Annotated in this window: 24 protein-coding genes and 1 pseudogene; 14 read left to right on the top strand and 11 right to left on the bottom strand. The window is 67.6% G+C overall.

What is annotated here, in order from left to right; all coding sequences use genetic code 11:
* Positions 1-225: 225 nt before the first annotated feature.
* Complete coding sequence (locus C5F75_RS23480) at positions 226-1,026, bottom strand: helix-turn-helix transcriptional regulator (RefSeq protein WP_059574479.1); 801 nt, start codon at positions 1,024-1,026, stop codon at positions 226-228.
* Between the two features lie 125 nt (positions 1,027-1,151).
* Here C5F75_RS23480 and C5F75_RS23475 point away from each other — a divergent pair, with 125 nt between their 5' ends.
* Positions 1,152-2,558: an APC family permease gene (locus tag C5F75_RS23475; protein WP_059608909.1), complete on the top strand. Its 1,407-nt coding sequence runs from the start codon at positions 1,152-1,154 to the stop codon at positions 2,556-2,558.
* A 72-nt stretch (positions 2,559-2,630) separates the two neighbouring features.
* Complete coding sequence (locus C5F75_RS23470; protein ID WP_059574474.1) at positions 2,631-3,740, top strand: DmpA family aminopeptidase; 1,110 nt, start codon at positions 2,631-2,633, stop codon at positions 3,738-3,740.
* Positions 3,741-3,893: 153 nt separating this feature from the next.
* On the opposite strand, the gene C5F75_RS23465 is transcribed toward C5F75_RS23470, so the two are convergent.
* Together C5F75_RS23465 and C5F75_RS23460 are read right to left on the bottom strand one after the other, a co-directional pair.
* On the bottom strand, positions 3,894-4,106 hold the full coding sequence (locus C5F75_RS23465; RefSeq protein WP_059574472.1) for a hypothetical protein: 213 nt from the start codon (positions 4,104-4,106) through the stop codon (positions 3,894-3,896).
* A gap of 136 nt (positions 4,107-4,242) precedes the next feature.
* Entirely contained in the window at positions 4,243-6,426 is a 2,184-nt protein-coding gene (locus C5F75_RS23460; RefSeq protein WP_059574470.1) for an FUSC family protein, read from the bottom strand.
* A gap of 199 nt (positions 6,427-6,625) precedes the next feature.
* Between C5F75_RS23460 and C5F75_RS23455 the strand changes: the two genes are divergently transcribed.
* Complete coding sequence (locus C5F75_RS23455) at positions 6,626-7,573, top strand: LysR family transcriptional regulator (protein ID WP_059574468.1); 948 nt, start codon at positions 6,626-6,628, stop codon at positions 7,571-7,573.
* A gap of 95 nt (positions 7,574-7,668) precedes the next feature.
* Here the strand turns inward: C5F75_RS23455 and C5F75_RS23450 are convergent, their stop codons facing one another.
* Both C5F75_RS23450 and C5F75_RS23445 read right to left on the bottom strand, forming a co-directional pair.
* Positions 7,669-7,971: a DUF4148 domain-containing protein gene (locus C5F75_RS23450; protein ID WP_059574466.1), complete on the bottom strand. Its 303-nt coding sequence runs from the start codon at positions 7,969-7,971 to the stop codon at positions 7,669-7,671.
* A gap of 215 nt (positions 7,972-8,186) precedes the next feature.
* Entirely contained in the window at positions 8,187-9,329 is a 1,143-nt protein-coding gene (locus C5F75_RS23445) for a porin (protein ID WP_059574464.1), read from the bottom strand.
* A gap of 337 nt (positions 9,330-9,666) precedes the next feature.
* Here C5F75_RS23445 and codA point away from each other — a divergent pair, with 337 nt between their 5' ends.
* The 5 genes and pseudogenes from codA to C5F75_RS36445 all read left to right on the top strand — a co-directional run.
* Entirely contained in the window at positions 9,667-10,908 is a 1,242-nt protein-coding gene (codA, locus tag C5F75_RS23435) for a cytosine deaminase (protein ID WP_059574462.1), read from the top strand.
* 166 nt (positions 10,909-11,074) lie between these two features.
* On the top strand, positions 11,075-12,409 hold the full coding sequence (locus C5F75_RS23430) for a chloride channel protein (protein WP_059574460.1): 1,335 nt from the start codon (positions 11,075-11,077) through the stop codon (positions 12,407-12,409).
* 252 nt (positions 12,410-12,661) lie between these two features.
* The gene (locus tag C5F75_RS23425) at positions 12,662-12,976 is read left to right on the top strand and encodes a helix-turn-helix domain-containing protein (RefSeq protein WP_081066607.1); all 315 of its coding nucleotides are present in this window, start codon (positions 12,662-12,664) and stop codon (positions 12,974-12,976) included.
* Positions 12,973-14,232 (top strand): type II toxin-antitoxin system HipA family toxin, encoded by a 1,260-nt coding sequence (locus tag C5F75_RS23420; protein WP_059574457.1) that lies wholly within the window; start codon positions 12,973-12,975, stop codon positions 14,230-14,232. Before C5F75_RS23425 ends, C5F75_RS23420 begins: the two co-directional genes overlap by 4 nt.
* A pseudogene (locus C5F75_RS36445) lies at positions 14,233-14,322 on the top strand (TIGR00366 family protein); the annotation flags it as partial.
* Between the two features lie 65 nt (positions 14,323-14,387).
* Here the strand turns inward: C5F75_RS36445 and C5F75_RS23415 are convergent.
* The 4 genes from C5F75_RS23415 to C5F75_RS23400 form a co-directional block, all read right to left on the bottom strand.
* Positions 14,388-15,716, bottom strand: coding sequence for an MFS transporter (locus tag C5F75_RS23415; RefSeq protein ID WP_059574455.1), 1,329 nt, complete (start codon positions 15,714-15,716; stop codon positions 14,388-14,390).
* 191 nt (positions 15,717-15,907) lie between these two features.
* Entirely contained in the window at positions 15,908-16,840 is a 933-nt protein-coding gene (locus C5F75_RS23410) for a BKACE family enzyme (protein WP_059574452.1), read from the bottom strand.
* 35 nt (positions 16,841-16,875) lie between these two features.
* Entirely contained in the window at positions 16,876-17,682 is an 807-nt protein-coding gene (locus C5F75_RS23405; protein WP_059574450.1) for an SDR family oxidoreductase, read from the bottom strand.
* Between the two features lie 73 nt (positions 17,683-17,755).
* On the bottom strand, positions 17,756-18,466 hold the full coding sequence (locus tag C5F75_RS23400) for a GntR family transcriptional regulator (RefSeq protein WP_104012790.1): 711 nt from the start codon (positions 18,464-18,466) through the stop codon (positions 17,756-17,758).
* 384 nt (positions 18,467-18,850) lie between these two features.
* On the opposite strand from C5F75_RS23400, the gene C5F75_RS23390 reads away from it, so the two are divergent.
* Positions 18,851-19,303, top strand: a complete 453-nt coding sequence (locus C5F75_RS23390) for a type VI secretion system amidase immunity protein Tai4 (RefSeq protein WP_059574667.1) — start codon at positions 18,851-18,853, stop codon at positions 19,301-19,303.
* A 54-nt stretch (positions 19,304-19,357) separates the two neighbouring features.
* On the opposite strand, the gene C5F75_RS23385 is transcribed toward C5F75_RS23390, so the two are convergent.
* Positions 19,358-20,149: an IclR family transcriptional regulator gene (locus C5F75_RS23385; protein ID WP_059574447.1), complete on the bottom strand. Its 792-nt coding sequence runs from the start codon at positions 20,147-20,149 to the stop codon at positions 19,358-19,360.
* Positions 20,150-20,309: 160 nt separating this feature from the next.
* Between C5F75_RS23385 and C5F75_RS23380 the strand changes: the two genes are divergently transcribed.
* The 5 genes from C5F75_RS23380 to C5F75_RS23360 all read left to right on the top strand — a co-directional run bounded on the left by C5F75_RS23380 (position 20,310) and on the right by C5F75_RS23360 (position 24,720).
* A complete protein-coding gene (locus C5F75_RS23380; protein WP_059574445.1) occupies positions 20,310-21,086 on the top strand; it encodes an ABC transporter substrate-binding protein in 777 nt (258 codons plus the stop codon).
* 88 nt (positions 21,087-21,174) lie between these two features.
* Positions 21,175-21,831 carry an amino acid ABC transporter permease gene (locus C5F75_RS23375; protein WP_059574444.1) on the top strand — a complete coding sequence of 219 codons (657 nt, stop codon included), beginning with the start codon at positions 21,175-21,177 and terminating at the stop codon, positions 21,829-21,831.
* Positions 21,828-22,583, top strand: coding sequence for an amino acid ABC transporter ATP-binding protein (locus tag C5F75_RS23370; RefSeq protein ID WP_059574443.1), 756 nt, complete (start codon positions 21,828-21,830; stop codon positions 22,581-22,583). The genes C5F75_RS23375 and C5F75_RS23370 overlap by 4 nt, the downstream gene beginning before the upstream one ends.
* Entirely contained in the window at positions 22,580-23,890 is a 1,311-nt protein-coding gene (locus C5F75_RS23365; RefSeq protein WP_059574442.1) for an NAD(P)/FAD-dependent oxidoreductase, read from the top strand. The genes C5F75_RS23370 and C5F75_RS23365 overlap by 4 nt, the downstream gene beginning before the upstream one ends.
* Before the next feature lie 89 nt (positions 23,891-23,979).
* Positions 23,980-24,720, top strand: coding sequence for a class I SAM-dependent methyltransferase (locus C5F75_RS23360; RefSeq protein WP_060011350.1), 741 nt, complete (start codon positions 23,980-23,982; stop codon positions 24,718-24,720).
* 24 nt (positions 24,721-24,744) lie between these two features.
* Here the strand turns inward: C5F75_RS23360 and C5F75_RS23355 are convergent, their stop codons facing one another.
* Positions 24,745-26,166 (bottom strand): cytochrome-c peroxidase, encoded by a 1,422-nt coding sequence (locus tag C5F75_RS23355; protein ID WP_060011353.1) that lies wholly within the window; start codon positions 26,164-26,166, stop codon positions 24,745-24,747.
* Between the last annotated feature and the right edge of the window lie 30 nt (positions 26,167-26,196).

Below are 26,196 nucleotides of genomic sequence, written 5' to 3'. Positions count from 1 at the left end.
CGGAGCACGGCGCCGTCGCCGCCCGCCCGCGCGAGCGAGCGACCCGGGGCGAATGGCGGCAAACGGGCGCCTTCTTCACGATAGGCGGTTTTTGGCGACGCTGCGAGAAGATCGGGGGGCATATCGGCGGCATGTAGGCCGCGCGCAACGGCGCGACGATCGTCGTCATGCGTCGGTATTCGGCGTCCGTCCCCGAGCCCGGCCCGCGCGTGCCGGCCGACGCACTCATCCAGCCGAACCTTCCCCCAACGCCTGAATGAACCGCGAAAACAGCTCCGGCTGCGACGAAATCCCGAGCTTCGCGTAAAGGTGCCGCCGATGCACCTTCACCGTTTCGGGCGAAATCGCGAGCCGTTCGGCGATCGCCTTCGACGAATTGCCGCGCAGCACCATTCTCGCGATCGACATCTCCCGATCGGTCAGCACGCCTGCACCGAAGCGCGCGAGCGCCTGCTCGACGCGGGCGCCGAGATCCGCGTCGGGCGTTGCGCGCGCGGCGTCCCCCACCAACCGCCAATGTTGCCGGATTGCCGCGAGCACCCACGGCATCGCGGCCGTCAGCTTGCCGAGCGGCTCGACGTCGAAACGCGTCGATGCACCGAGCGACAGCGACAGCAGCGTATCGGCATTCGGCCGCACGAGAATCTGGATCTCGTCGTCGCCGACCGCGTCGCGGAAATAGCTTAGGAAATACTCGCTCTGCCGGAACAGGTCCGGCGCGACTTCCTCGAGCCGGTAGCAGCCGTCGGCGAGCCCGTCGTGCGCAGCCTGCAGGAACGGATCGAGCAGATATAACCCATTCAGGTAAAGCGGCACCGGCGACGCGGTGTCGGCGCCGCCCGTGTCGTATTCGTCGAGCACGAGCGGCACGCCGTCGCGGCCGATCGCGGTCGCGAGCGCGTTGTCGAACGGCGCCATTTCATTGAGCAGCAGCACGAGGAACCGCCAGAAGCGCGGCTGGCCGAGATGATCGATTGCGCGGCCGAGCGCCTGGTGCATCGCGATTTCGGAAAAGAGACGATCCATACCACCACCGGAAGGGCGTAACACGAAGGGGGAATAGCGGTCCTGAAATTGGCTTCCTAGACTGCCACGCAATCAATCGGGCCCGAGTATGGGTGTTCAAAAAAACGCGGCACAGGAAGAACGAAATGGCGATGATGTCGGAATCCAAGGGCACGCTGCAAGCGGCCTCTGCAACGGAAGACGCGCCGCGCGCGCTGTCGCAGACGCTCAGCGTGCGCGACGCAGTCATGATCACCGTATCGGGCGTGACGCCGGCCAGCTCGATCTTCGTGATCGCGCCGTTCGCGATCCAGCAGGCCGGCAGCGGCGCCGTGCTGTCGTTCGTGCTCGGCGGCGTGCTCGCGCTCGCTTTCGCGCTCTGCTATGCGGAACTCAGCGCCGCGCACCGCAGCGCGGGCGGCGAATACGTGATGGCCAAACGCGTGTTCGGCACGCTGCCCGGCTACCTGACCTTCATCACGGTGCTGTCCGTCAGCGTGTTCATCCCGGCGGTGCTCGCGAGCGGCGCCGCGCCGTACCTGAACAACGCGCTCGGCACGCACTTCGGCAACCAGTCGGTCGCGCTGACGATCGTGCTGCTCAGCTATCTGCTCGGCATGCTGAACATCAAGACGAATGCGTGGATCACCGGCGCGTTCCTGGTCGTCGAAATCGGCGTGCTGATGTTGATCGCGGGCCTCGGTTTCGGCTCGCCGCAGCGCGGCGCCGACGTATTGATCGCACCGGTCGTCGCGAGCGGCAATGCGCTCGCGCCGGCCACGCTCGCGGCCATCGTGCCCGCGATCGGCACCGCGATCTTCTGCTACAACGGCTTCGGCTCGGCCGCCTATCTCGCGGAAGACCTGCGCGGCGGCAACCGCAACGTCGCGAAGGCGGTGATCTATTCGCTGCTCGTGATCCTCGTCGTCGAACTGGTTCCGCTCACCGCCATCGTGCTCGGCGCGCCGTCGCTGACGGAACTGACGAAGAGCGCCGACCCGATCGGCTATGTCGTGCGCTCGCTGAGCAATCCGGCCGTGTCGCGCGTGGTCAGCGGCGGGATCTTCCTGTCGGTGTTCAACGCGATCATCGCGATCGTGATCACGATGGGCCGCCTGCTGTACAGCAGCGGCCGGCATGCGCTCTGGTCGCGCACCTGCAACCGCGCGTTCTCGACGATCCATCCGCGCCTCGAATCGCCGTGGCTCGCGACGATCGCGCTGGCCATTCCGTCGGCCGGGCTCGTGTTCGTGTCGAGCCTCGACGAACTGACCGCGTTCACCGTCGACCTGCTGCTGCTGATCTACCTCGTCGTCGGGCTGGCCGCGCTCGCGAGCCGGTTCGTGCGCCGCGACGTCGAGCATCACTACCGGATGCCGCTGTGGCCCGTGACGCCGCTCGTCGCGGTGGCGGGCGCCGCGTATACGCTCTACACGACGCTCGCGACGGCGACGAAGCCGACCGACCTGATCATCATCGCGGGGCTGCTGGTCGCGGCGCTCGCGATGTACGTGGCGTGGGCGCGCCACAGCGAAGCATTCCGCGCGCTCTGAGCACCGGATCGACGTCTTGCAGCACCGAAACATCGAACCATTGAAAGATTGAAAGACTGGAGGAATCGCATCATGCGCACGAGGGATCTCGGCATCCGCATCGGCCTCGGCACGCCCGGCCGCTTCAACGCGATCACGGACGTACCGGGCGTGCGGGTCGGACACTGCACGCTGAACGTCGAGGACGGCGACGCGTCGATCCGCACCGGCGTCACCATCATCGAGCCGCGCGCGGGCGCCGCGCACGATTCGCCGTGCTTCGCGGGCGTGCACGTGCTGAACGGCAACGGCGACGCGACCGGGCTCGAATGGATCCGCGAAGCCGGCCTGCTGACGACGCCGATCGCCTATACGAACACGCACAGCGTCGGCGCGGTGCGCGACGCGCTCGTCGCGAACGAACGCGAAGCGGCGGCCGGGCGCGTGTACTGGTGCATGCCGGTCGTGATGGAGACCTACGACGGACTGCTGAACGACATCTGGGGGCAGCACGTGAATGCCGCACACGTCTCGCAGGCGCTGGCCGCCGCGCAGTCGGGGCCGGTCGCCGAAGGCGGCGTGGGCGGCGGCACGGGCATGATCTGCCACGAGTTCAAGGGCGGCATCGGCACCGCGTCGCGCGTGTTGGCGAGCGATGCGGGCGGCTGGACCGTCGGCGCGCTCGTGCAGGCGAACTACGGCGTGCGCGAGATGCTGCGCGTGGCCGGTTACCCGGTCGGCGAAGTGCTGCGGCACGCGCATTCGCCGTTTCGCGAAGCAGGCGCGAAAGGCGAGGCCGGCATGGGCTCGATCGTCGTCACGATCGCGACCGATGCACCGTTGCTGCCGCATCAATGCACGCGTCTCGCGCAGCGCGCGGGCGTCGGGCTCGCCCGCGTCGGCGGTGGCACCGAGGATTCGAGCGGCGATATCTTCCTCGCGTTCGCAACGGGCAACGACGGCTTGCCCGCGGCGAACTACGGCCGCAAGGGCGCGGCGACCACCGACGTGCGGATGGTCAACAACGACCATATTTCCGCGCTGTTCGTCGCGGCGGCCGAAGCGGTGGAGGAGGCGATCGTGAATGCGCTGGTCGCGGGCGGCGACGTCGAGTCGCGCGGGGCGCGGGTCGAAGGGATCGGGCCGGCGCGGTTGCTGGATGCGTTGCGCGAAGTGGGCTGGCGGCCGGGGCGTGGCGCGTGAGACGGCAAGCGCCCCTTCAATCGAAGCGGCGTGGGGCGGGACGGCGGTGTGGCGACCGGCCGGACCGCGATCGGCCGGGCCGCCGTCCGCCCGCGCATGTCATGCATACGGTGCGGGCGATGCGGGCCTGGCTGTGACGACGCGGCGTCATGCTCAACTGCCGAAGTAGATGTTGCAGAAGCTGACGGGGCCGACGCACGCGTTCGGGTCCTCCTGCTTCGATTGCGCACGATCGACGCGACCGGCGGCCTGGACCGCCTCGGCGCGGTTCGCCTGTTGCGGTGCGGCGTCTGCCGGCGCCGGCTGCGCGTGGGCGACGGCAGCGGTGAGCGACAGGGCAACGAGGGCGAGGTGCAGCGGCTTCATTTTGTTTCTCCTGGGTGAGTGCCAGTCTCGCTGGCAGTGAGGAAACTATAGGCTCGCACTGCTTAAAGATTAATCACCGGGGCTGTAGAGCTTATTTCCATCCGAAACAACGATCCCGTTGCGCGCACATCCATCCTCAATGGCGGTGCCGGTTGAACGGCGCGTCCTTGTCGAGCAGCGCGCTGCGCATGAAGTGCAGGCAGCCGACGATTCGCTGCATGTTGCGGCGCGCGTCGGGCACCGCGTACCACGCCTGCAGCGCGTGCTGCGCCGCGCGGATCGCGAGATTCACGGATTTCAGCGTGCGCGCATGGCGGGCGGGCGTCGGATCGTCGAAGAAGCGCGGCAGTTCGAGCAGCACCGCATCGATCGAACCGGTCCAGCGTAGCGTCTGCGGCGGTTTCGACGCGCGGAACGCGTGCACCTCGTCGCGCAGGTCGATCACGGCGTGGCCGACCTCGAGCGTCGACAGCATCCAGCGCAGTGCATCGCGATGCTGCCGCGTGCGGCGCACGAGCAGCGTACGCAATTGCGCCATCAGGTCGTGCGTGCTCGACTGGAAGCGCTGCGCGAGGCCGGTCGGCGCCCCTTCGCACGCAAGCGTCACCTGGCGGCGCAGGTCGTGCGCGATCCGGCCGGTGAGCCAGGGCATGTGGGTGGGGAACACGACGGCGAACACGAGCGAGCATGCGAGCATCGCGACGACGACCGCCAGCCCGTTGTTGATCAGCACTTCCGGCGTATACGCGATCGTGTTGTCGGGGCCCGCGAGCAGGCAGAAGAACACCGCGAAGCCGATCCCGTAGCCGGACAGGCCGGGCCGCATCGCGAGAAACGCGCCCAGGCCCAGCACGGGAGCCAGCGCCGCGCACAGCAGCGGGAAGCCGTCGATGTTCGGATAGACGTAGCACAGGAACACATAGCCGACCGCGGTCGCGAACGCGGCGCCGACGCCCATCTGCGCGACGAACTTCGGCGCGCGTGGCGAGGTCGAGCTGAGTGCGCACGCGATCGCGGTGGCGATCACCGCGAGCGAGCCGCTCGGCCATTCGGAGGCGATCCAGAACGCGCTCATCGCACCGACGGCGATCACCGTGCGCAGGAACGCGAAACCGACGAAGAACGAATTGGTTTTGACCGCGTAATGCGTGACCGAGCGCTCGAACGCGTGATCGTCCTGGTCGAGCGACGCGTAGGTGTCGACGTAGCCCAGATATTCGCCGATGAACCGGTACAGCAGCTCGATCGCGGTATCGAAGTCGAGCAGGCCGCCGGCCGCGTGGTCTTCGAGCGCCCGGCGCGACGCGCGCGCGGCCTTCGGCAGCGCGGCATGGAAGCGGCGCAGGTCGAGCAGCGCGCCGGTGGTCGGTGCGATGCCGCGCTGGCGTTCGTCGCGCAACGCGGCGAAGCGCAGCGCGAGTGCGTCGACGTGCGGCGCCAGCGCTTCCAGCACCGCGTCCGAGCGATTCGCGCGCAGCCGCTTGACGAGCTGGTGCAGCGCATGCAGCCGCGTGCATGCGTTCATGAACTCGCTGTTCAGCCGCGCGAGCCGGCGGCTGCGCGCGCGAATGTGCGGATCCTCGAACGACGCGAACGCGCGGTTCGCTTCGAAGCCGACGATGTCGTCGACGAAGTCGGCGAAGCGCCGTTCGAAATCGCCGCGTGCGACGTCGCCCGCCAGTGCGCCGGCCGTGAATGCCGCGAACGTCGCGTGGCGTGCGCTCAACGAACGCATCAGCGCCTTCGCGGAACTCAACGGCAGGATCAGCGCGCTGACCGCGCCCGAGCACGCGATGCCGAGCGCGACTTCCGCGGCGCGCGTGAGCGCCGACTGGAACAGCGTCTGCGGCGTCATCACGGCCGGCAGGCCGATCAGCGCGGCCGTGTAGCCGGCGAGCACGAAACCGTACCAGCGGAAGTGGCGGTTGCGCACCGCGAGTGCGATGCAGCCGCCGATCCACAGCGTGATGCCGGCCATGTACAGCTCGGGCTGCTGCGCGAACAGCCCGCCGAGCGCGAGCGCGCCGACGAGGCCGGCCGCCGTGCCGAGCACGCGGTAGAAGCTCTTCGCGAACACCATCCCCGACAGCGGCTGCATCAGCACGAACACGGTGGTCATCGCGGTGCGCGGCTGCGACATCTCCAGGCGCATCGCGATGCCCATCGCCAGCAGCGCCGCGAGCACGGTTTTCGCGAGGTGCAGCCAGATCAGCCCGTCGGTCGCGGCCCAGTCGCGCGCCGCGTTGCCGAGTGGATCGAGCCATGCTCTCCATCGTGCGGGTTCGATGGAAGGTCGCTCGATCGCAGGTTGTGGCTTCATGAAAAGAGGGCCCAGGGCCGACCGCGCAAGGTGCCGCGGTACGCCCGAACGGGTCCGTTCGACGGGTGAGGCGCCGATTGTAGGAGTGCGGCGCCCGCGCATTAACGCAGTTGCGGGGAAACGATAGTTGCAGCCGGAGTAACAATCTGTCGCATCCGGTGGAGGAAAATGACGGCTCCGCTACAGGTTGCTCACAGGAATGGATACCCTACAAAACATGCGGGTGTTTTCGCGCGTCGTCGAGACGGGCAGCTTCACCGCGGCCGCGCAATCGCTGAATTCGACGACGGGCGCGATGTCGCGCGCGGTATCGGAGCTCGAGGCGCGCCTGCGCACCCGCTTGATGAATCGCTCGACGCGCCGTCTCGCGCTCACGTCGGCCGGTGAAAACTATCTGCGGCGCTGCCGCCAGATCCTCGCCGACGTGGACCGCGCGGAAGAAGAGGCGAGCTGCGCGCACGAGCGCCCGGCCGGCGTGCTGCGCATGCACAGCTTCGCGAGCGTCGGCCATCACTACGTATTGCCCGCGCTGACGCGCTATCACGCGCAGTTCCCGGACGTCTCGATCGAGCTGTCGCTGTCGCAGCGCATGCCCGACCTGTTCGACGGCACGAGCGACATGGCCGTCGTCACCGCTTCGTCGCTGCCCGACTCGGAGCTCGTGTCGCACCTGCTTGGCTCGACGTTCAGCATTCTGTGCGCATCGCCCGAGTACGTGAAACGGCACGGCGCGCCGGCCCGCCCGCGGGATCTCGCCGCGCACGCGTGCCTGACGCTGTGTACGCCGGCGTTCCCGACGCACGAATGGGTGCTCGAAGGGCCCGAAGGCGTGGAGCAGATCCACGTCACCGGGCCGGTGCAGACCAATACCGCCGAATCGCTCGCGCTCGCGATCCGCGACGGCATCGGGATCGGCATGCTGCCGGTGTATTCGGCGATCGACGCATTGCGCGACGGCACGCTCGTCCGTGTGCTGCCCACGCATATCCTGCAGAAGATGAACGTGCATGCGCTGTACCCGTCGCGCCGCTTCGTCGATGCGAAGGTGCGGACCTGGGTCGAGATGCTGCGTGGGCAGGTGCCGGGGATGATCGCGCGCGACGTCGAGATGCTGAACGCGATCGACCGCGAACCGCGGGCCGCGTGAATGCCGCGCGCGCATCGGCGCGCGGCGGGATGCTTCATGCAAGCACCGGATACGCGCCGCTCGCAATGGATGCCCGATGCGCGCGACGCGCGCCGTCACAGCGCGGGCCTGGCCGCCGCGCCCGATTCGGTTGCCGGCTCGCCGGCCGGGCCGTAAGCGGCCTGCGCCGCTTTCCTCGCGGCGACACGCTTCGCCTGCAGTCGTTCCTGTGCGGCCAGGATGTCGTCCGGATAGTTGCCGACTTCACCGCGCGCCGGGTTGTAGCCGACCGATTCGAGATCGATCAGTTCCTGCAGCACCTGCGCGCGCGTGACGGGCGAGTTCGGCTGCTGGGCGAACGACAGGGCCGGTGCGGCAAGCAGGACGGCAGCGGCGGCGGTTACGACGAGCGATTTCACGAGGTTCTCCTGAATACGGGGTGGGTGGCCGCAGCGGCGCGTGACGCGCGGCTGCGACCTTCGACGTCAGTCTACGTAGCGCTGCCACGCGCAAACACCCCGATTCCGGGAGGGCTGCTTTCCAGAAGAAACAACATTGACGGCGTGGCCCGCGGCGATCGCGCCCGTGAGCGAACATGGGCGCAGCGCAGGCGGGCGACGTTACGCGATGCCGGTCAGAACCGCGTGCGCATGCCGATCGTGCCGACCACCTGATTCGCCGTGCTCGATGCGCCGCCCGACGTGTTGATGAACGCGTGGTAGCCGCGGCCGGACGCATGCTGGAACATCGCTTCCGCGTACAGGTCGGTGCGGCGCGACAGCTTGTACACGGCCTGCAGGTTGGCCTGATGCCACTTCGGATCGGTGCCGTGCTTGCTGTCGGGATTCGACACGCTGGCGTCCGTGTACACATAGGCGGCGCCGATGCTGATGGCCGGCGTGACCGCATAGCGCACGTTCACGTCGTAGTTGTTGAACGCGATCTGGCCGCTGGAGCCGAACGCGCCCGTGTTGTCGTACTGCGAGCGCGTGTAGACGAAGCCGACGGTCGCCGGGCCGAACACGTAGCCGACGCCGCCGCCGTAGGTGCGCATGCGGTCCGAGCCGATCGACCAGCCACCCTGGTTCAGGCTCTTCGCCTCGGCCGAATCGAGCGCGCCCGGGCTCGCGCTCGTCGAGCCCTTCGTGCCGTTCATCTGCAGGTACGCGCCGGCCAGCTTGAGCGGGCCGTTCGTGTAGCTCGCGGCCACGCTGTACGCGCGGTTGGCGCTGAAATTCGCCGAGTTGGAGAATGCGTACAGCGCGCCGACCTTGAAGCCCGCGATCGTGTCGCTCGTGTACTTGACCGCGTTGCTGATGCGCAGCGAGTGGTTCAGGTTGTCGTTGTCGAACGGATGCGCGAAGCCCGTATCGCCGAAATCGCCGGCCGTCGCGGACAGCGGCGCGACGAAGTCGACCATCGTGTCGTACTGGCGGCCGAGCGTCAGCGTGCCGTAGCCGGCCTGGCCGAGGCCGACATACGCGTGACGGCCGAACAGCTTGCCGTCCTGGCCGAGCCCGCCGTTGTTCGCGTTGAAGCCGTTTTCGAGCACGAACAGCGCCTTCAGGCCGCCGCCGAGATCCTCGGTGCCGCGCAGGCCGAAGCGGCTGCCGTTGATCGTGCCGGTCGTCATGCGCCATTGCGACCCGCCGTTTGCGTTGTTGGTATAGGCGATGCCGGCGTCGATCAGGCCGTACAGCGTGACCGAGCCTTGCGCGTGGGCGAGCGGCGCGAACAGGGCGGCGGCGCCCGCGCCGGCGATCAGGGTTTTTTTCATCGTGAAGCTCCTGCGTGTGGGACTGGAAACGAAAGTTCGGCGCAAGTATAGGAATGCGCGGCGTGCGCAAGGGCGTGGCGGCCGCGAGCGCACCGTTCCAGATCCGGCAAGAGTCGTTCACAAAACCGACACGACGTGTGGCGCGCGCCGGGCAGGCGGTTCTTGCGTGACGACCGGCGAGCGGCGTCCGTCCGGCGCGGCCCGGCTGTCGTGCCGATGCAACATGCACGGCACGTACGCGCGTCGCCGCTTTTCCTCCATACTGGTCGTCCGGACCGCACGGCCGCCGACGCAGATCGCGCGGCCGTGTTCATGCATACGACCAGAGGCCTCCCCCATGAACCTGTTCAACGTACGCCTGCGTGGCCGCGACGGCCTGTTCACGATCGGCATCGACGCCGGCACGATCGCGCGCATCGACGCGCAAGCCGCACCGATCGCGTCGACGAATCCCGACCATATCGATGGCGGCGGCCGTCTCGCGATTGCGCCGCTCGTCGAGCCGCATATCCACCTCGATGCCGTGCTGACGGCCGGCGAGCCCGCGTGGAACATGAGCGGCACGCTGTTCGAGGGCATCGAGCGCTGGGCCGAGCGCAAGGCGACGATCACGCACGACGACACGAAGGCGCGCGCGCATGCGGCGATCGGCATGCTGCGCGACCACGGGATCCAGCACGTGCGCACGCACGTCGACGTGACCGATCCGACGCTCGCCGCGCTGAAGGCGATGCTGGAAGTGAAGGACGAGGCGCGCGGGCTGATCGACCTGCAGATCGTCGCGTTCCCGCAGGAAGGCATCGAATCGTTCGACGGCGGCCGCGCGCTGATGGAGCAGGCGATCGAGCTCGGCGCGGACGTCATCGGCGGGATTCCGCATTTCGAGAACACGCGGGAGCAGGGCGTCAGCTCGATCCGCTTCCTGATGGATCTCGCGGAACGCACGGGCTGCCTCGTCGACGTGCACTGCGACGAGACCGACGATCCGCAATCGCGCTTTCTCGAAGTGCTCGCGGAGGAAGCGCGCGTGCGCGGCATGGGTGCGCGCGTCACCGCGAGCCACACGACCGCGATGGGTTCGTACGACAACGCGTACTGCTCGAAGCTGTTCCGGCTGCTGAAGCGGGCCGGGTTGAACTTCATCTCGTGCCCGACCGAGAGCATCCATCTGCAGGGGCGCTTCGACACGTTTCCGAAGCGGCGCGGCGTCACGCGCGTCGCGGAACTCGATCGCGCCGGGATCAACGTGTGCTTCGGGCAGGATTCGATCAAGGATCCGTGGTATCCGCTCGGCAACGGCAACATCCTGCGCGTACTCGATGCGGGCCTTCATATCTGCCACATGATGGGCTATCAGGACTTGCAGCGCTGCCTCGACTTCGTGACCGACCACAGCGCGACGGCGATGCATCTTGGCGACCGGTACGGCATCGAGGTCGGGCGTCCGGCGAATCTCGTCGTGCTCGACGCGGACAGCGACTACGAAGCCGTGCGCCGGCAGGCGAAGGCCACGCTGTCGATGCGCGACGGCAAGGTCATCATGCGGCGCGAGCCGGAGCGCATCACGTATCCGGATTGACAGGGCAAGACAGGCCGCTATGACCTGTCGTGCGTCGTGTATTCTAAAAATACATGAGTTGATCAAAAAAATACGTTTGTCTCATGATGGGCGCGCGCCTACGATGCGGTTCTGACGACGGCGCGCGTATTGCGCGCCGTCCTTTCGATCTTCGTTCGCCGACCCCATGCGCCTCGATCTTCCATCCGCTCCCGCTTCGTCTTCGCCGGCCGCCAGCCCGTTCGCGCGCATGGCCGTCGTCACGGTCCTGACCGGCATCGGCGCGGGTCTCGGCGGCATGCTGCTCGCGTTGCTGCTGCATGCGATCCAGCACGTCGCGTACGGCTACAGCATCGCGCACGTGATCGGGTCCGAGAGCTTCCTCACTGGCGTGACCGCGGCCGATCCGCTGCGCCGGCTCGCGGTGCTGGCCGTCTGCGGACTCGTCGCCGGCGGCGGCTGGTGGGCGCTTTACCGGTATGGCCGGCCGCTCGTCAGCATCCGTCGCGCGGTGTGCGCGGCCGATCCGCGGATGCCGTTCGTCAGCACGACGGTTCACGCGCTGCTGCAGATCGTCACCGTCGCGCTCGGCTCGCCGCTCGGCCGCGAAGTCGCGCCGCGCGAGATCGGTTCGCTGCTCGCCGGGCGGTTCGCCCATGCGGCGGGACTCACGCCCGACGATTGCCGGCTGATGGTCGCGTGCGGCGCCGGCGCGGGGCTCGCGGCCGTCTACAACGTGCCGCTCGGCGGCGCGATCTTCGTGCTGGAGGTGCTGCTCGGTACGTTCGAGCTGCGTGCGCTGATCGTGGCGGTCGTGACGTCCGCGATCGCGGCGATCGTCGCGTGGATCGGCCTCGGCAACGAGCATCAGTACACGGTGCCGGCGTTCGTGCTGAGCACGCCGCTCGTCGCATGGTCGGTCGTCTGCGGGCCGCTGTTCGGCTTCGCCGCGTACGGTTTCGTGCGGCTCACGACCCGCGCGCGGGCGAACGCGCCGAAGGACTGGCGGCTGCCGGTGTTCGCGCTGCTCAACTTCGCGGTGATCGGCTTGCTAGCGATCGGGTTTCCGCAACTGCTCGGCAACGGCAAGGGGCCGGCGTCGCTGGGTTTCGACGGCACGCTGACGATCGGGCTTGCCGCGGCGTTGCTGGTGCTGAAGGTGCTGATCGAGGCCGGCAGCCTGCGGGCCGGCGCGGAAGGCGGATTGCTGACGCCGGGCCTCGCGAACGGCGCGCTGCTCGGCGTCGTGCTCGGCGGGCTGTGGAGCGCCTTATGGCCCGGCGCATCGCTCGGCGGATGCGCGCTGATCGGCGCGACCGCGTTTCTCGCCGCGTCGATGCAGATGCCGATCACGGCCGTCGTGCTGATGCTCGAATTCACGCGCGCGAATCACGACTGCCTCGTGCCGATGTTGCTCGCCGTGGCCGGTTCGCTCGTGGCGTACCGGTTCGCGCAGCGGGTGGCGGAGGGGCGTGCGCGGGCGATCGCAGCTGTCAGCACGCTGGAAGCGGCTGCCCGCTAGCCGGGCTCACGACCGGCCACATCCAAGGTACTGGCGAGCGCGACGAACCGCACCACGACTTGGCGTGTTCGGCGGGCGTCGCGTGGATACTGGAAGGGCACGGGGCGCGCGCGTAATTCCCTTTTGAAGTGGATTAGAACCGAACATCTCACGGTAAGACCCAACAATCGGGGATTATATTTCTTGAGCGTATCTCGCTCATAACTCTATAATATTGTGAGTTATCAGAGATAAAGCGTTCTAAGATCCACTATGTTGGAATTAAGTTTCCGCAAGCCCGACGAAATCGTCACCCTCCTTTGTGCGCGGCTTCGCACGGAGCGGCTCGCGTTGCAACTGACGCAGAGCGACGTAGCCGCGCGTGCCGGCGTCGGTGTCAATACCGTGTCCAATCTCGAAGCTGGCCGCAATGTGAGCCTCGAGACGGTAATCCGTATAGCGATGGTTCTGGGACGAAGCAAGGAACTCGAGGGACTTTTCCTGCCGAAGCTCGATAGCCTGGAAGACGTTCACCGGTATGAAAAAAGTGCCAAACGCCGGCGCGTCAAGAGGGGTAACCAGAAATGATCGAGCGGATCGATGTCTACTACGACGGCTGGGGGGAACACTGGCTGTGGGGATCGATGGTTTCCACGACCGCGATCACGGGGCGCCCGTTGGTCGTATTCGAATATAGCGACGACGCGCGCAAGAGGGGGCTGGAACTGTCGTCTTATGCGCTCCCATTGCATGGGGCGAGGCTGCGCAAGGACTTTCCGGTCCACCAGCTTGGATTGCCCGGACCGGTCTATGACGCGTTGCCCGATGGATGGGGCATGTTGCTGATGGACCGCTTGTTCAAACGCCGCGGTCTCAACGCCGCACGTATCGGGCCGCTGGAGCGATTGGCTTACATTGGCAACCATGCAATGGGCGCCCTGTCGTTCGAGCCTGTCGCGCCCGAGATCCTGGCGCCGCGGCAGGATATCCCCCTCGCTCGGCTTGCGGCCGAGGTACAGGAAGTTCTCGATGGCGAGGGTGGCGAATTCCTTCATCAATTGCTGCAGGTCGGTGGCTCTCCGCAAGGCGCCAGGCCAAAGGCCCTGGTCTATCGTGATCCGCGGTCCGGCGTATTTACCACGGCCGCGGTGGCGGGCTTTGAAGCGTGGTTGGTCAAGTTCCCGGCTTGGCAAGAGCATCCCGAGGTGTGTGCGATCGAAATGGTCTACGCCGAGTGCTTGCGCATGTGCGGCATCGAGACCCCGGACACGCTGCATTTCAATTTGCCTGACGGGATGGCGGCATTTGCGTCCCGGCGTTTCGATCGACTGGACGGTCTGCGCGTGCCCATGCAAAGCGTTGCCGCGTTCACCGGCGCCGATTACAAAACGCCGGGTGCGCTGGATTACGTGAATTTCTTGCGCGCCACTCACATGTGCACCAACGACGTACGCGAGAAGGCGCGGGCGTTTGAACGGGCTGTCTTCAATGTCGCATTCAACAATCGCGACGATCATCCGAAGAACTTCGCGTACGTCATGTCGCGATCCGGCGAGTGGAAGCTCGCGCCGGCCTACGACGTGACATTCTGCGAGGGGCCGGGCGGTTACCACCAAATGGACGTCATGGGCGAGGCGCTGCGGATCGACCGAGCCGCATTGCTCGGACTGGCAAAGGAAGCGGAGCTTCCCGCAGCCGCTGCCGGCGACATGATCGACGGAATGTGCGGCGTGGCCAGCCAGTTTTCGACCATTGCGAAGTGCCGCTACGAGGGGATCATCACCGAAGACACCCTCATGGACATCCAGCGCCGAATCGACGAGAACGTTGCGCTGCTGCACTAGGGGCTCGGCATGCGCGACATCATGGGGTATTGCGTGACGACGATGCTGTTCTCGGGCGTCGTGTTCGTCGGGGCGATGTATCTGTTCTGACGACGTGAGGCGAGAGGCGGGCGGGGCTGAGCCCACCTCCCGCCAGCTTGATTCCAGCCTGCCTGTCAGCCGCGCGACCGCGCGTCGGCGCGCTCGTGCCCGTGACGCAACGCGAGGCTCGCGACCGCCGCGACGACGAGCGCGGCTGCCAGCAGCGTCAGTCCGTTCTTCGCGTTGCCGGTCGCCTGTTCGATCGCGCCGACGACGGTCGGCCCGACGAAGCCGCCGAGCAACCCGCACGTATTCACAAGTCCGAGCCCGCCGGCCAGTGCGCTGCCCGCGAGGCGCGACGCCGGAAACGTGAACACGATCGACTGCACGACGAAGAACGTCGACGCGGCCACGCACACGCAGAGCAGCCCCGCCACCGGCGACGCATGCGCGGCGCCGACCATCCCGGCCGCCATCACGACGAGCCCCGCGCACAGCATCCGCCGCGAATGACGCGATTCGCGTGCGAAGCGCGGCAGCGTCCCGGCCCCGAGTGCGGCGGCGAGCCAGGGCAACGACGTCAGCAACCCGACCGCCACCGGTGAAAGACGTCCCGACGCGCCGATGATGCCCGGCAGGAAGAAGATCACCGTGTAGATGGTCAACTGGTGGCAGAAGTACACGAAGATCGCGAGCCAGATCTGCGGATCGCGCAGCGCGGCGCCGAATGCATGGCCGCCGTGCGCGGCGACGCCCGCGTCCTGTTCGGCCGCGAGCTTCCGCTCGAGCGCGCGGGCTGTTTCCGGCGCGAGCCACGGCGCGGCGCTCGGACGGTCGGGCAACCGTGCCCACACGACGAACGCGAGCAGGATCGCCGGAATGCCTTCGATGACGAACAGCCATTGCCAGCCGTGGAAGCCGAACGTGCCGTCGAGCTCGATCAGCGCACCGGCGAGCGGCCCGCCGACGATGTTGGCGATGCACACGCCGAGCAGGAAGTAACCGGTCGCGCGCGCACGCTCCTCGCGGCCGAACCAGTACGTCAGATACAGCATCACGCCCGGAAACAGGCCGGCTTCGGCCACACCGAGCAGCAGGCGCATCACGTAGAACGACGTCTCGCCGCGGACGAACGCCATCGCGACCGACAGCGCGCCCCACGTGATCATGATCCGCGTGATCCAGAAGCGCGCGCCGACGCGATGCATGATCAGGTTGCTCGGGATCTCGAAAAGCGCGTAGGTCAGGAAGAACAGCCCCGCGCCGAGCCCGTACGCGGCCGACGAAATGCCGAGATCGACCCCCATCGAATGTTTGGCGAACGCGATGTTGGTGCGGTCGAGAAAGCTGATCACGTAGGCGGCGATCAGCAGCGGCATGAGTTTGCGGAACAGCAGCCGGTTCAGCGACGCGTGCGCGTCGCCGGCGGCGGAAGGCAAGGCCTGGGCGTGATGAGTGGACATGCGGACGACTCCGGTAAGGGCGAACCGGCGCGCACGGCAAGCACGGCGCGCCGCGTTCGGCAAATGCCGCTGCGGTCGCAGCGGATGGGCAGACGACGGAGCCGCGCCGGCGGCGCTCGAATGGAGCGGGGCGATCAAGGGCGCCTTGTCACTGCGCTTGCGGATGCTGCTGTTGGGGGATGGCCCTGCGCTCAGAAATTCACCGCGTCCCCGCCCTTGAGCGCGAGCATCGCGCGCGCCTCGGCCGGCGTCGCGATCTCAAGCGACAGGCCTTCGAGCACCTGGCGCATTTTCAGGACCTGGGCGGCGCTCGATTCCGCGAGCTTGCCGGGCGCGATCCACAGCGAATCCTCGAGCCCGACGCGTACGTTCGCGCCCTGCGCGGCGCCGATCGTCGCGAGCGGAACCTGGTTGCGCCCGGCGCCGAGGATCGACCACACGTAATCGCCGCCGAACAGGCGGTCGGCTGTGCGCCGCATGTGCATCAAATCCTCCGGATGCGCGCCGATCCCGCCGAGCAGCCCGAATACGCTTTGCACGAAGAACGGCGGCTTCGCGAGCCCGCGATCGACGAAATGCGCGAGGTTGTACAGGTGCGAGATGTCGTAGCACTCGAATTCGAACCGCGTGCCGTTCGCGCCGCAGCGCGTGAGGATCGTCTCGATGTCCGCGAACGTGTTCTTGAACACGAGATCGCGGCTTTTCTCGAGATGCTCGCGCTCCCACGGATGCTTCAGCTCGCGAAAGCGCTCGAGCATCGGGTACAGCCCGAAGTTCATCGAGCCCATGTTCAGCGACGCGATCTCGGGCTGGAAGTGCAGTGCGGGTTGCAATCGTTCGTCAACCGTCATGTGCGGACTGCCGCCCGACGTGAGGTTGATCACCGCGTCGGTCTGCGCCTTGATGCGCGGCAGGAATTCGGCGAACACGGCCGGATCCTGCGTCGGCCTGCCGTCGGACGGGTTGCGTGCGTGCAGGTGCAGGATCGCCGCGCCGGCCTGCGCGGCCGCGACCGCGGCCGTTTCGATTTCGTGCGGCGTCACGGGCAGGTACGGCGACATCGACGGCGTATGGATCGCGCCGGTCGGCGCACAGGTGATGATGACTTTGCGAGCGTTTGCCACGGATGGATTCCTTTCGATGAACGATGCAGGAGGGCTCAGAGCACTTCGACGTTGCCGCAGACGGAGATCGCCTGGCCCGTGATCCCGTGCCCGCCCGGCGAGCACAGGAACAGCGCGGTCGCGGCGATTTCGGCCGGATCGGTCATACGCCGCAGCGAGATCTTCTCGAGATAGCGCTTTTCCATTTCGTCGTAGCCGATGCCGAGCTGCTGCGCGCGCGCCTCGATCACGCGGCGCATTCGCGGGCCGCGCACGATGCCGGGCTGGATCGCGTTCACGCGGATGCCGAGCGGCCCGAGCTCGATCGCGAGGCTCTTCACGAGGCCGACCACCGCCCATTTGGTGGCCGCGTACGGCGTGCGGAACGCATAGCCGAGCCGGCCGGCGACCGACGACAGCGCGATGATCGCGCCGCCGTGTTTCGACTCGCGCAGCAGCGGCACCGCGCGGCGGGCGAACTGGAATTGCGCGCTCAGGTTGATCGCGACGGTCTGCTCCCACTGCACGGGGTCGATTTCGTCGATGCCGCCGGTCGGGCCGGCGATGCCCGCGTTGTTGACCAGCACGTCGAGGCCGCCGAGCGTGGTCGACACGTCCGCGAACACGCGCTCGACGGCGGCCGGGTCGGATACGTCGGCGAGCGTCGCGCCGATCGCACGGGCCGCGGCGCGCGGCGGCCGGTCGGCGAGCGCCGCGATCGCGGCTTGCGACGCGTCGCACACGTGCACGCGCGCGCCGCATTCGGCGAACGCGTTGGCGATTTCGAGGCCGATGCCCGACGCGCCGCCCGTCACGAGGACGCGCAGGCCGTCATAGGGTTTCAGTAGTTCGGAAGCTGTCATGCCGGGTCGTCTCCATCGTTGGTGTAGTGGGATGGCGGCCGCTCGTGCGGCGGGCGGCCGTGGCAAGCGGTCGCTACGGTTTCGCGTTCACGGTCCGCGGTGTCTGTTCGGCCCGCAGCGTCTCGGCGAGATCGTGCGCGGCGCCGCCGATGTCGAGCGCGATGCCGGCCCGCACGCCCGCGCCGTCGCGCCGTTCGAGCGCATCGACGATCGCGCGGTGCGCATCCATCGAGCGCCGCATGTGCGGGATGTCGAGCGCGACCATGTTGAGGAACGGGCCGACGCGCATCCACAGGTTCTCGACGATCGCGAGCGTGTTTTCGCTGGCGCCGTGCGCGTAGATCGCGCTGTGGAACGCGAAATTGCTTTGCAGGTAGGCGCGCGAGCGGCCGGCCTCGGCGTGCGCCTGCATCGTTTCGCAGGTCTTGCGCACGGCCGCGATCTGCGCGTCGGTCATTCGGGCGCACGCGCGCTCGGCGATGCCGCCTTCGAGCGCGATGCGCACGTCGCGCAGTTCGTCGAGCATGTCGAGCGTCATCGGCGGGACGACGAGCGCCCGATTCGGGCCGTCGACCAGCGCGCGTTCGGCGCGCAGCCGCGTGAGCGCGGCACGCACGGGCATCGTCGACGAGCCGACCGCCTCGGCGACGCTGCGCAGGCTCAGCGCCTGGCCAGGCGCGAAGCGGCCGCTCATCAGCGCTTCGCGCAGTTGCTGGTAGACCTTGTCTCCCATCGTTTCCTGTTCGATGGCTTTCAGGGCGGGCGGAACGATACGAGGCGGCAAGGCGGGGTTCTCCTGGGTTTGATCTGCGATCTGTGATCACACTGGCGATGGGTGAAGTCTTGACGATCGGGGGAGCCGAGTCAAGTCGAACGGGATCGGGGAAAACGAGGGGGCGGGTGGGCGAACAGGCTCGCAGACCGATGCGTATCCAGTCGCTCTTTCTTGTCGAAACCCTTCCATTCAGGGCCGCGACAGTCGGCAATACTTTTCCACGTCAAGGTTCGATCCGGGTCTCGCGGCACGGGTCCCGCGTTGCGCAACATCGATCGGGATGGCATGGAGCCGAGCCACGCTATTCAACGGGCGCACATGTTAGGACCATTGCTACTTCAACGAGCCGGGCGCGCGGTATCGTACCGATCGCGCAAATTTTTGGAGCTTGTCATGAGGGGAGTCCGGATCGCTGCCGCGTTCGCGTGCATCGCGTTTCAACCGGCGATGGTCGTGGCGAAGGACGCCGCACAGCCGTCGCCCGAAGCCGGCTCACGGACTCACCTCCAGAACTTCAAGGACATGGTGCTTGCGGAGTGCCTGGCTACCGCTTATAAGCACGAGCCCGGCGCGAGCACGGACATCGGCAGCAGCGCCAGCGCGTTGCGCGACTGGACCTACTACGACATGGAACGTGCACCGGACGTGATTCACGCGCTGGTCGCGAAGTATCTGGCGCGCGACTATCGGAATCCGATTGTCGAATCCGAAGTCCGGGATGTGAAGTTCGACTTCCTGAAGTGCATCGATCTGTATCACGGCAAGGAACTGGACGCTGCGGCGAAGAAGCTCGTATTGCGCCCGAACGGTACCTACCGGGCCGAGCATTCCCCAAAGCCGCGGTAGCGATCAAACGCCGCTGCGCAATGCAGCGGCGCGCCGTGCGTCATTTCCCCGGCGCTATTCAAGCGTCCGGATCGAATTGCTGATGCCGCGCGCGCAGTCGATCACCGCCGGCGCGAGCTTGCGGCGCGCGTCGTCGAACGTCCAGCGGCTCGTCGGTGCGACCACGTGCACGGCCGCGACCGGCTGTCCCTGACTGCCGAGCACCGGCGCCGCGATCGACATGTCCCCGATGAACAATTCTTCCTGGTTGGTCGCGTAGCCTTCGCGCCGCGCGCCATCGAGCAGCGCGACGAGCTCGTCGAGCGCCGTGACCGTGCGCGGCGTATGCGGCGTGCGCACCATGCCGTCGAGCCGCGCGCGCGCATCGTCCGGCGGCAACGCGCTCAGGAACGCACGGCCGGAGCCCGTGCAATACATCGGGATACGGCTGCCGATCGGCATGTGGATCGGCACGAACTTGGTGGACACGAAACGCGCGACGTACACCATTTCATCCTCGTCCGGCTCGGTGAGGTTGGTGGTTTCGCCGGTCAGGTTCGTGAGCTCGGACAGGAACGGATTCGCGACGTCGATCAACGTGTCGGCCGCGAGATAGTTGAAGCCGATCCGCATCACGTGCGGTGTGAGCTGGTAGCGGCGCGTGACCGGATGCTTGCGGATGTAGCCGAGCTTCTCGAGCGTGTAGACCATTCGCTGCGCGGAGCTTTTCGTCATCCCGGCCGCGTCGGCCACTTCCGCCAGCGTCATCGTGCGCCGTTTCGCGCTGAACGCGCGCAGCACGTTCAGCCCTTTCTCGAGCGACTGGTTGAACAGCAGATCGTTTGATTGGTCGGGCAAGGTGTCCATGGCGAGGGGCGCGAGCGATTCGATATCGCATCATATCGTATCGAATATCGATACGCAAAAATCTGTTTGCGATATTTTTGATTCGTTCTAAGATCGGGTCATCGTCGCAGTGTCGATCAGCGGCCGGCCGGCGCATCGGATTATTCGAGAAGGAGTCACCATGGTTCCGTTCATCAAGCGGTTCGGCGCACTGGCCGCCGGTTTCGCCACCTGTATCGCACTCTCCACGGCTTCGGCGAGCGCCGTTGCCGCCGAGCCCACGCTGAAGGTCGGCGCGACGGCCACCGGCGTGCCGTTCACGTTTCTCGACGTCAAGAGCAATTCGATCCAGGGGATGATGGTCGATGCGATCACCGCGGCCGGGAAGTCGGCCGGGTTTCGCGTCGACGTGCAGCAGACCGTGTTCTCCGCGCTGATCCCGTCGCTCACCACGCAGAAGATCGACATCATCTCGGCCGCGATGCTGAAGACGCCGGCGCGCCAGCAGGTCGTCGATTTCTCCGACACCGTCTACTCGTTCGGCGAAGGTCTGATCGTGAAGGCCGACGACCCGGGCCGCTACACGTCGATGGACGATTTCAAGGGGCAGGCGGTCGGCGCGCAGGTCGGCACGGCCTTCGTCGACGCGCTCAACAAGAAGGGCATCTTCAAGGAAGTCCGGACCTACGATTCGATCGCCGACATCATGCGCGACGTCGCGCTCGGGCGCATCAAGGCCGGCTTCGCCGACCAGCCGATCGTCGCGTACCAGATCGAGCACGGCGTCAATCGCCAGGTGCGGCTCGTGCCCGAATACCAGAGCGTCGTGAAGGGGCAGGTGTGCTTCATCGTGCGCAAGGGCGACACCGCCATGCTCGAACAGCTCAACGGCGCGATCCGCAAGATGAAGAGCGACGGCACGCTGCAGCAGATCCTGCAGAAGTGGCACATGAGCTGAGCGTCCGCGCCCGAGTTCCGACCGGTATCGCCCGCGCGTCGCGGGCATCCCCAGCGGCGGGCCGTCCGGGCGTCGCATAGGAGACCTCATGTTTTTCCAGAACGCGATCGATTTCCTGCCGATCCTGCTGAAGGGCGCGGTGGTCACGATCGAGATCACCGCATGCGCGTTCGTGCTCAGCTCGGTGCTCGGGCTGATCCTCGCATTGCTGAAGGTGTCGCGCAATCGGGCCGTATCGACGGCCGGCAGCACGATCATCAACGTGATCCGCGGGCTGCCGATCATCGTGCAACTGTTCTATATGTACTTTGTGCTGCCCGATCTCGGCGTGCAGCTGTCGGCGTTCCAGGCTGGCGTGCTGGGCCTCGGCATCGCGTATTCGGCGTATCAGGCCGAGAATTTCCGCGCCGGCATCGAGGCGATCGACCGCGGCCAGATCGAGGCCGCGCACGCGATCGGCATGCGCGGCCCGATGATCATGCGGCGCGTGGTGCTGCCGCAGGCGTTCCGCATCGCGCTGCCGCCGTACGGCAACACGCTGGTGATGCTGCTGAAGGATTCGTCGGTCGCGTCGACGATCACGGTCGCCGAGATCACGCGCGCCGGCCAGCTGATCGCGTCGTCGACGTTCCAGAACATGAGCGTCTACACGCTCGTCGCGCTGCTGTATCTCGCGCTCGGCCTGCCGCTGATGTTCGGCGTGAACCGGCTCGGCAAGCGGCTCGCACTGAGGAGAGGCGCATGATCCGGATCGATTCGATACACAAGCGGTTTCAGCAGCACGCGGTGCTGAAGGGCGTGAGCCTCGACGTGCGGCAGGGGGAGGTCGTGTGCCTGATCGGGCCGTCGGGTTCCGGCAAGTCGACCGTGCTGCGCTGTATCAACGGCTTCGAGACCTACGACGAAGGGTCGATCACGATCGACGGCGTGAAGGTCGACGCGCATTCGAAGCGGATCCACGAACTGCGAATACGGGTCGGCATGGTGTTCCAGCGCTTCAACCTGTTCGCGCACCGCACCGCGCTCGAGAACGTGATGGAAGGGCCCGTGCACGTGCGGCGCATGCCGGCCGCGCAGGCGCGCGAGCAGGCCCGCGCACTGCTCGACAAGGTCGGGCTCGCGCACCGGATGAATGCGTATCCGTCGGAGCTGTCGGGCGGGCAGCAGCAGCGCGTCGCGATCGCGCGCGCGCTCGCGATGGAGCCGCAGGCGATTCTGTTCGACGAGCCGACGTCGGCACTCGACCCCGAGCTCGTCGGCGAAGTGCTCGGCGTGATGCGCGGGCTCGCTCGCGACGGGATGACCATGGTGGTCGTCACGCATGAAATGGCATTCGCCCGCGAGGTGGCCGATCGCGTGTGCTTCCTGCACGACGGCACGATCTGCGAGAGCGGACCGGCGCGCGACGTGCTCACGCAGCCGACGCATCCCCGTACGCAGGAATTCCTGCGCCGCCTGCTGGCGTCGGACGGCGCCGACCACCCGGATCGAACATGAGCGCAACGAACGCGGCACCCGGATGGCCCGGCTCGCGGTGGCCGGATTCGCTGTGGGCGGCGACCGCCGCGCCGGCGCCCGATACGCCCGCGCTCGACGCGTCCGCGTCGTGCGACGTGGCGATCGTCGGCGCCGGCTTCACCGGCCTGTCGACCGCACTTCATCTGGCCGAGCGCGGCGTGAACGTCCGCGTGATCGACGGCGCGCAGCCGGGGTGGGGCGCGTCGGGCCGCAACGGCGGGCAGGTGATTCCCGGGCTGAAATACGACCCCGACGAACTGGTGCGCCGGTTCGGCGACGCGGCCGGCGAGCAGCTTGCCGGCATCGTCGGCGGCGCGGCCGACACGGTGTTCGACCTGATCGCGCGGCACGCGATCGACTGCGATGCGCGTCGCGAGGGCTGGATCCAGCCGGCGCCGACCGCCGCGATGCTCGATACGGTCGCGCGCCGCGCGCAGCAATGGGCCGCGCGCGGCGCGCCGGTCGACGTGCTCGGCCGCGACGACGTCGCGCGACGGCTCGGCACGCCAGCGTATGCGGGCGGCTGGATCGATCGCCGCGCGGGCAGCGTGCAGCCGCTCAGCTATACGCGCGGCCTGGTGCGCGCCGTGCAGGCGAGCGGGGCGGTCGTGCACGGAGCGACCCGCGCCGTCGGGCTGACGCGGGCCGACGGCCGCTGGCGGATCGCGACGTCCGGCGGCGCGACGCTGTCGGCCGAGCGCGTCGTGATCGCGACCAACGGCTATACGGACGGGCTGTGGCCCGGCTTGCGTCAGTCGGTGATCGCCGCGAACAGTTTCATCGTCGCGACGGAACCGCTCGCGCCGGCGCTTGGCCGCGACATCCTCGCCGGCGGCGAAGTCGCGTCGGATGCGCGGCGCCTGCTGCTGTACTTTCGCCGTGACGCGGCCGGGCGCCTGCTGATGGGGGGGCGCGGCCCGTTCGCGGAACCGCGCGCGCCGAGCGACTGGCGCCATCTCGAACGCGCGACGACGCTGCTGTATCCGCAACTGAAGGGCGTGCGGTTCGAATACCGCTGGGCGGGGCGCGTCGCGATCACCGCGGATTTCCTGCCGCACGTGCACGAGCCGGCGCCGGGCGTGACGATCGCGCTTGGCTACAACGGCCGCGGCATCGCGATGGCGACGACGCTCGGCAAGCACCTGGCCGCGCATCTGTCGGGCGATGCGCAACTGCCGCTGCCGTTGCGCGTCACGCCGATCCGGCCGATTCCGTTGCACGGGCTGCAGCGCTTCTACATCGCGGCCGGGGTCGCCTGGTATCGGTTGCTCGACAGCCTGTCGTGACGCAGGCGCGACAAGATCGCCGTCCAGGTCGCCATCCGTCGTCCGATCGGGCAGAATCGGCCAGCCCAGTTTCCACCGACGGATGCCGGATGACCGAACCGAATGACCCGACCCAATCGCCCGGCCGCCGCGCTTACGCGAGCTTCGCGCAACGCTATGCGGACATCGCGCCGACGAAGGCACACAACGCGCTTTACGAGCGGCCGGCTACGATGGCGCTGCTCGGCGACGTCGACGGCCTGACGGTGCTCGACGCCGGCTGCGGGCCTGGCATCTGCAGCGCGCATCTGGCCCATCACGGCGCGACCGTGCATGCGTTCGACGTGACGCCGGAGATGGTCGCGCTCGCGCGAACGCGCTGCGCCGGGCTGGCGGTCGACGTCACGGAAGGCGATCTGGAGGCGCCGCTCGCGTGGCTGCCCGACGCGTCGGTCGACAAGGTGCTGTGCTCGCTCGCGCTCGACTACGTGCGCGACCTCGCACCGACGCTGCGGGAATTCCGGCGCGTCGCGCGTGCCGGGGCAACGCTCGTGTTCTCGATGGCGCATCCGATGCGCGACTGGTTGGACGAACGCACGCGTGGCGACGGCACCTACTTCGATACCTCGCGCTTCGGTTTTCACTGGTCGGGGTTCGGCGAGCCGCGGCCGTACGTCGAAGCCTGGCGGCGGCCGCTCGCCGACATCCTGAACGCGGTCTCCGACGGCGGCTGGCGGCTCGACCGCTTCGTCGAACCGAAGCCGCTGCCGGAAATGAAAGCCGTGTCGGAACGGCTTCATGCGGAGCTGTCGCTCGCGCCGGCGTTTCTCTGCATTCGCGCGCGCTGCTGACGCGGCGCTGCGCTCGGCCGGCGTTCAGCGCTGCGGCGACGGGTCCGTCAGCGTGCCGAGAAACGCTTCGATATCCTTGATGTCCTGCGCCGTCATCGCAGGCTTGTCGCCCGGCTTGCGATCGAACGGCGCGTCGGTCACGTCGACGTTCGCGCGATATTTCGGCGGGATGTCGTCGTATTCGTCGATCTTGCCGTCCGGCCCGCGCGGATAGAACTTCTGCGGCGAGATGCTGCGCTCGTTGTAGAACGCCATCACCTGGTCGAGCGTATGGAATACGCCGTTGTGGAAGAACACGTGGCGCGTCGCCGCGTTGCGCAGCGTCGGCGTCAGGAACATCCCACAGTACTGCGTCTGGTCCTTCAGGTCGTCGCGGAACGGCCCGCACACGCCGAGATCGTGGAACGCCGGGTTGCGGTTCTGCGCGAGCGCGCGGTTGCGCGGCGCGCCCAGCGCCTCGTACTGGTAGTCGGTAAACATCGGCGGCAAGCCGTCCTTGCCGGGCTTCGACAGGTGGCAGCCCGCGCAATTGGCCTTGTCCGGATCGTTGAACAGGCGCAGCCCGCGCAACTCGGCCTGCGTGAGGCGTGCGCGGCCTTCGAGCCAGCGGTCGTACTTGCTGTCGTACGGATGAAACGACGGGTCCTCGACCTGGTAGCGCGCGATCGCGAACATCGCTTCCGATACCGCGAGCTGCGGCGTGGAGAACACGCGCGCGCCGAACAGCTGCTCGAATTGCGCGCGATGCGACGACTGCGCGAGCTTGCGCGCGACGTCGTCGACGCTCGCGTTCGCCATCTCGACCGGATTCAGCAGCGGCCCGAACGCCTGTTGCTGCAGCGTATCGGCGCGGCCGTCCCAGAACATCCCGCCCTGCGGCACGAGCTGCGGCGCCGCCGACGTGCCGGCCACCTTCTGCGCCTTGACGACGCCGGCCGCCGCCGTGGCCTGCTGCGCGACACTGGGCGCGGCGTCGTTCTCGCCGGCATCGGGACCGATGCTGAAGTTCGGCTGGCGGTACAGGTACATCAGCGACGGCGGCGGACGATAGCCCTGCTGCGTCATCGCGAGGCCGCCCGGCTGCACGTCGAGCGCATTCGGCGGGCCGTACGCGTGATCGGGGCTGTGACACGACGCGCACGACTGCTTGCCCGACGCCGACAGCGACGGATCGTGGAACAGCGCGCGTCCGAGCTGCGCGACCGCCGACAACGGCTGTGCGGCAGGCCGCTGCAACACGACCGGATGCAGGTTCGCGCCCGTCCAGTCGGCGACCACGGCGCCGATCGCCGCCGGCACCTGCGCGGGAAACGCGATCGCGAACGCGCCATAGCCGAGCACGGCCGCGCCGAGCACGAACGCCGCGCGGCGCAGCAGGCGGAAAGGGGCGCGCGGCGCGGGCGCGCCGGCGGCATCGGGAGACGGAAACGCGGGGCGAGCTGTCATGCTGTCGGTCGAAAATCGGGCGCCGCACGA

The organism is Burkholderia anthinoferrum, from assembly GCF_002925705.1.
In the GTDB taxonomy this organism is placed as follows: domain Bacteria; phylum Pseudomonadota; class Gammaproteobacteria; order Burkholderiales; family Burkholderiaceae; genus Burkholderia; species Burkholderia semiarida.
The sequence above is the reverse complement of the archived record's forward strand: the minus strand, read 5'-3'. Positions and strand labels throughout refer to the sequence as shown.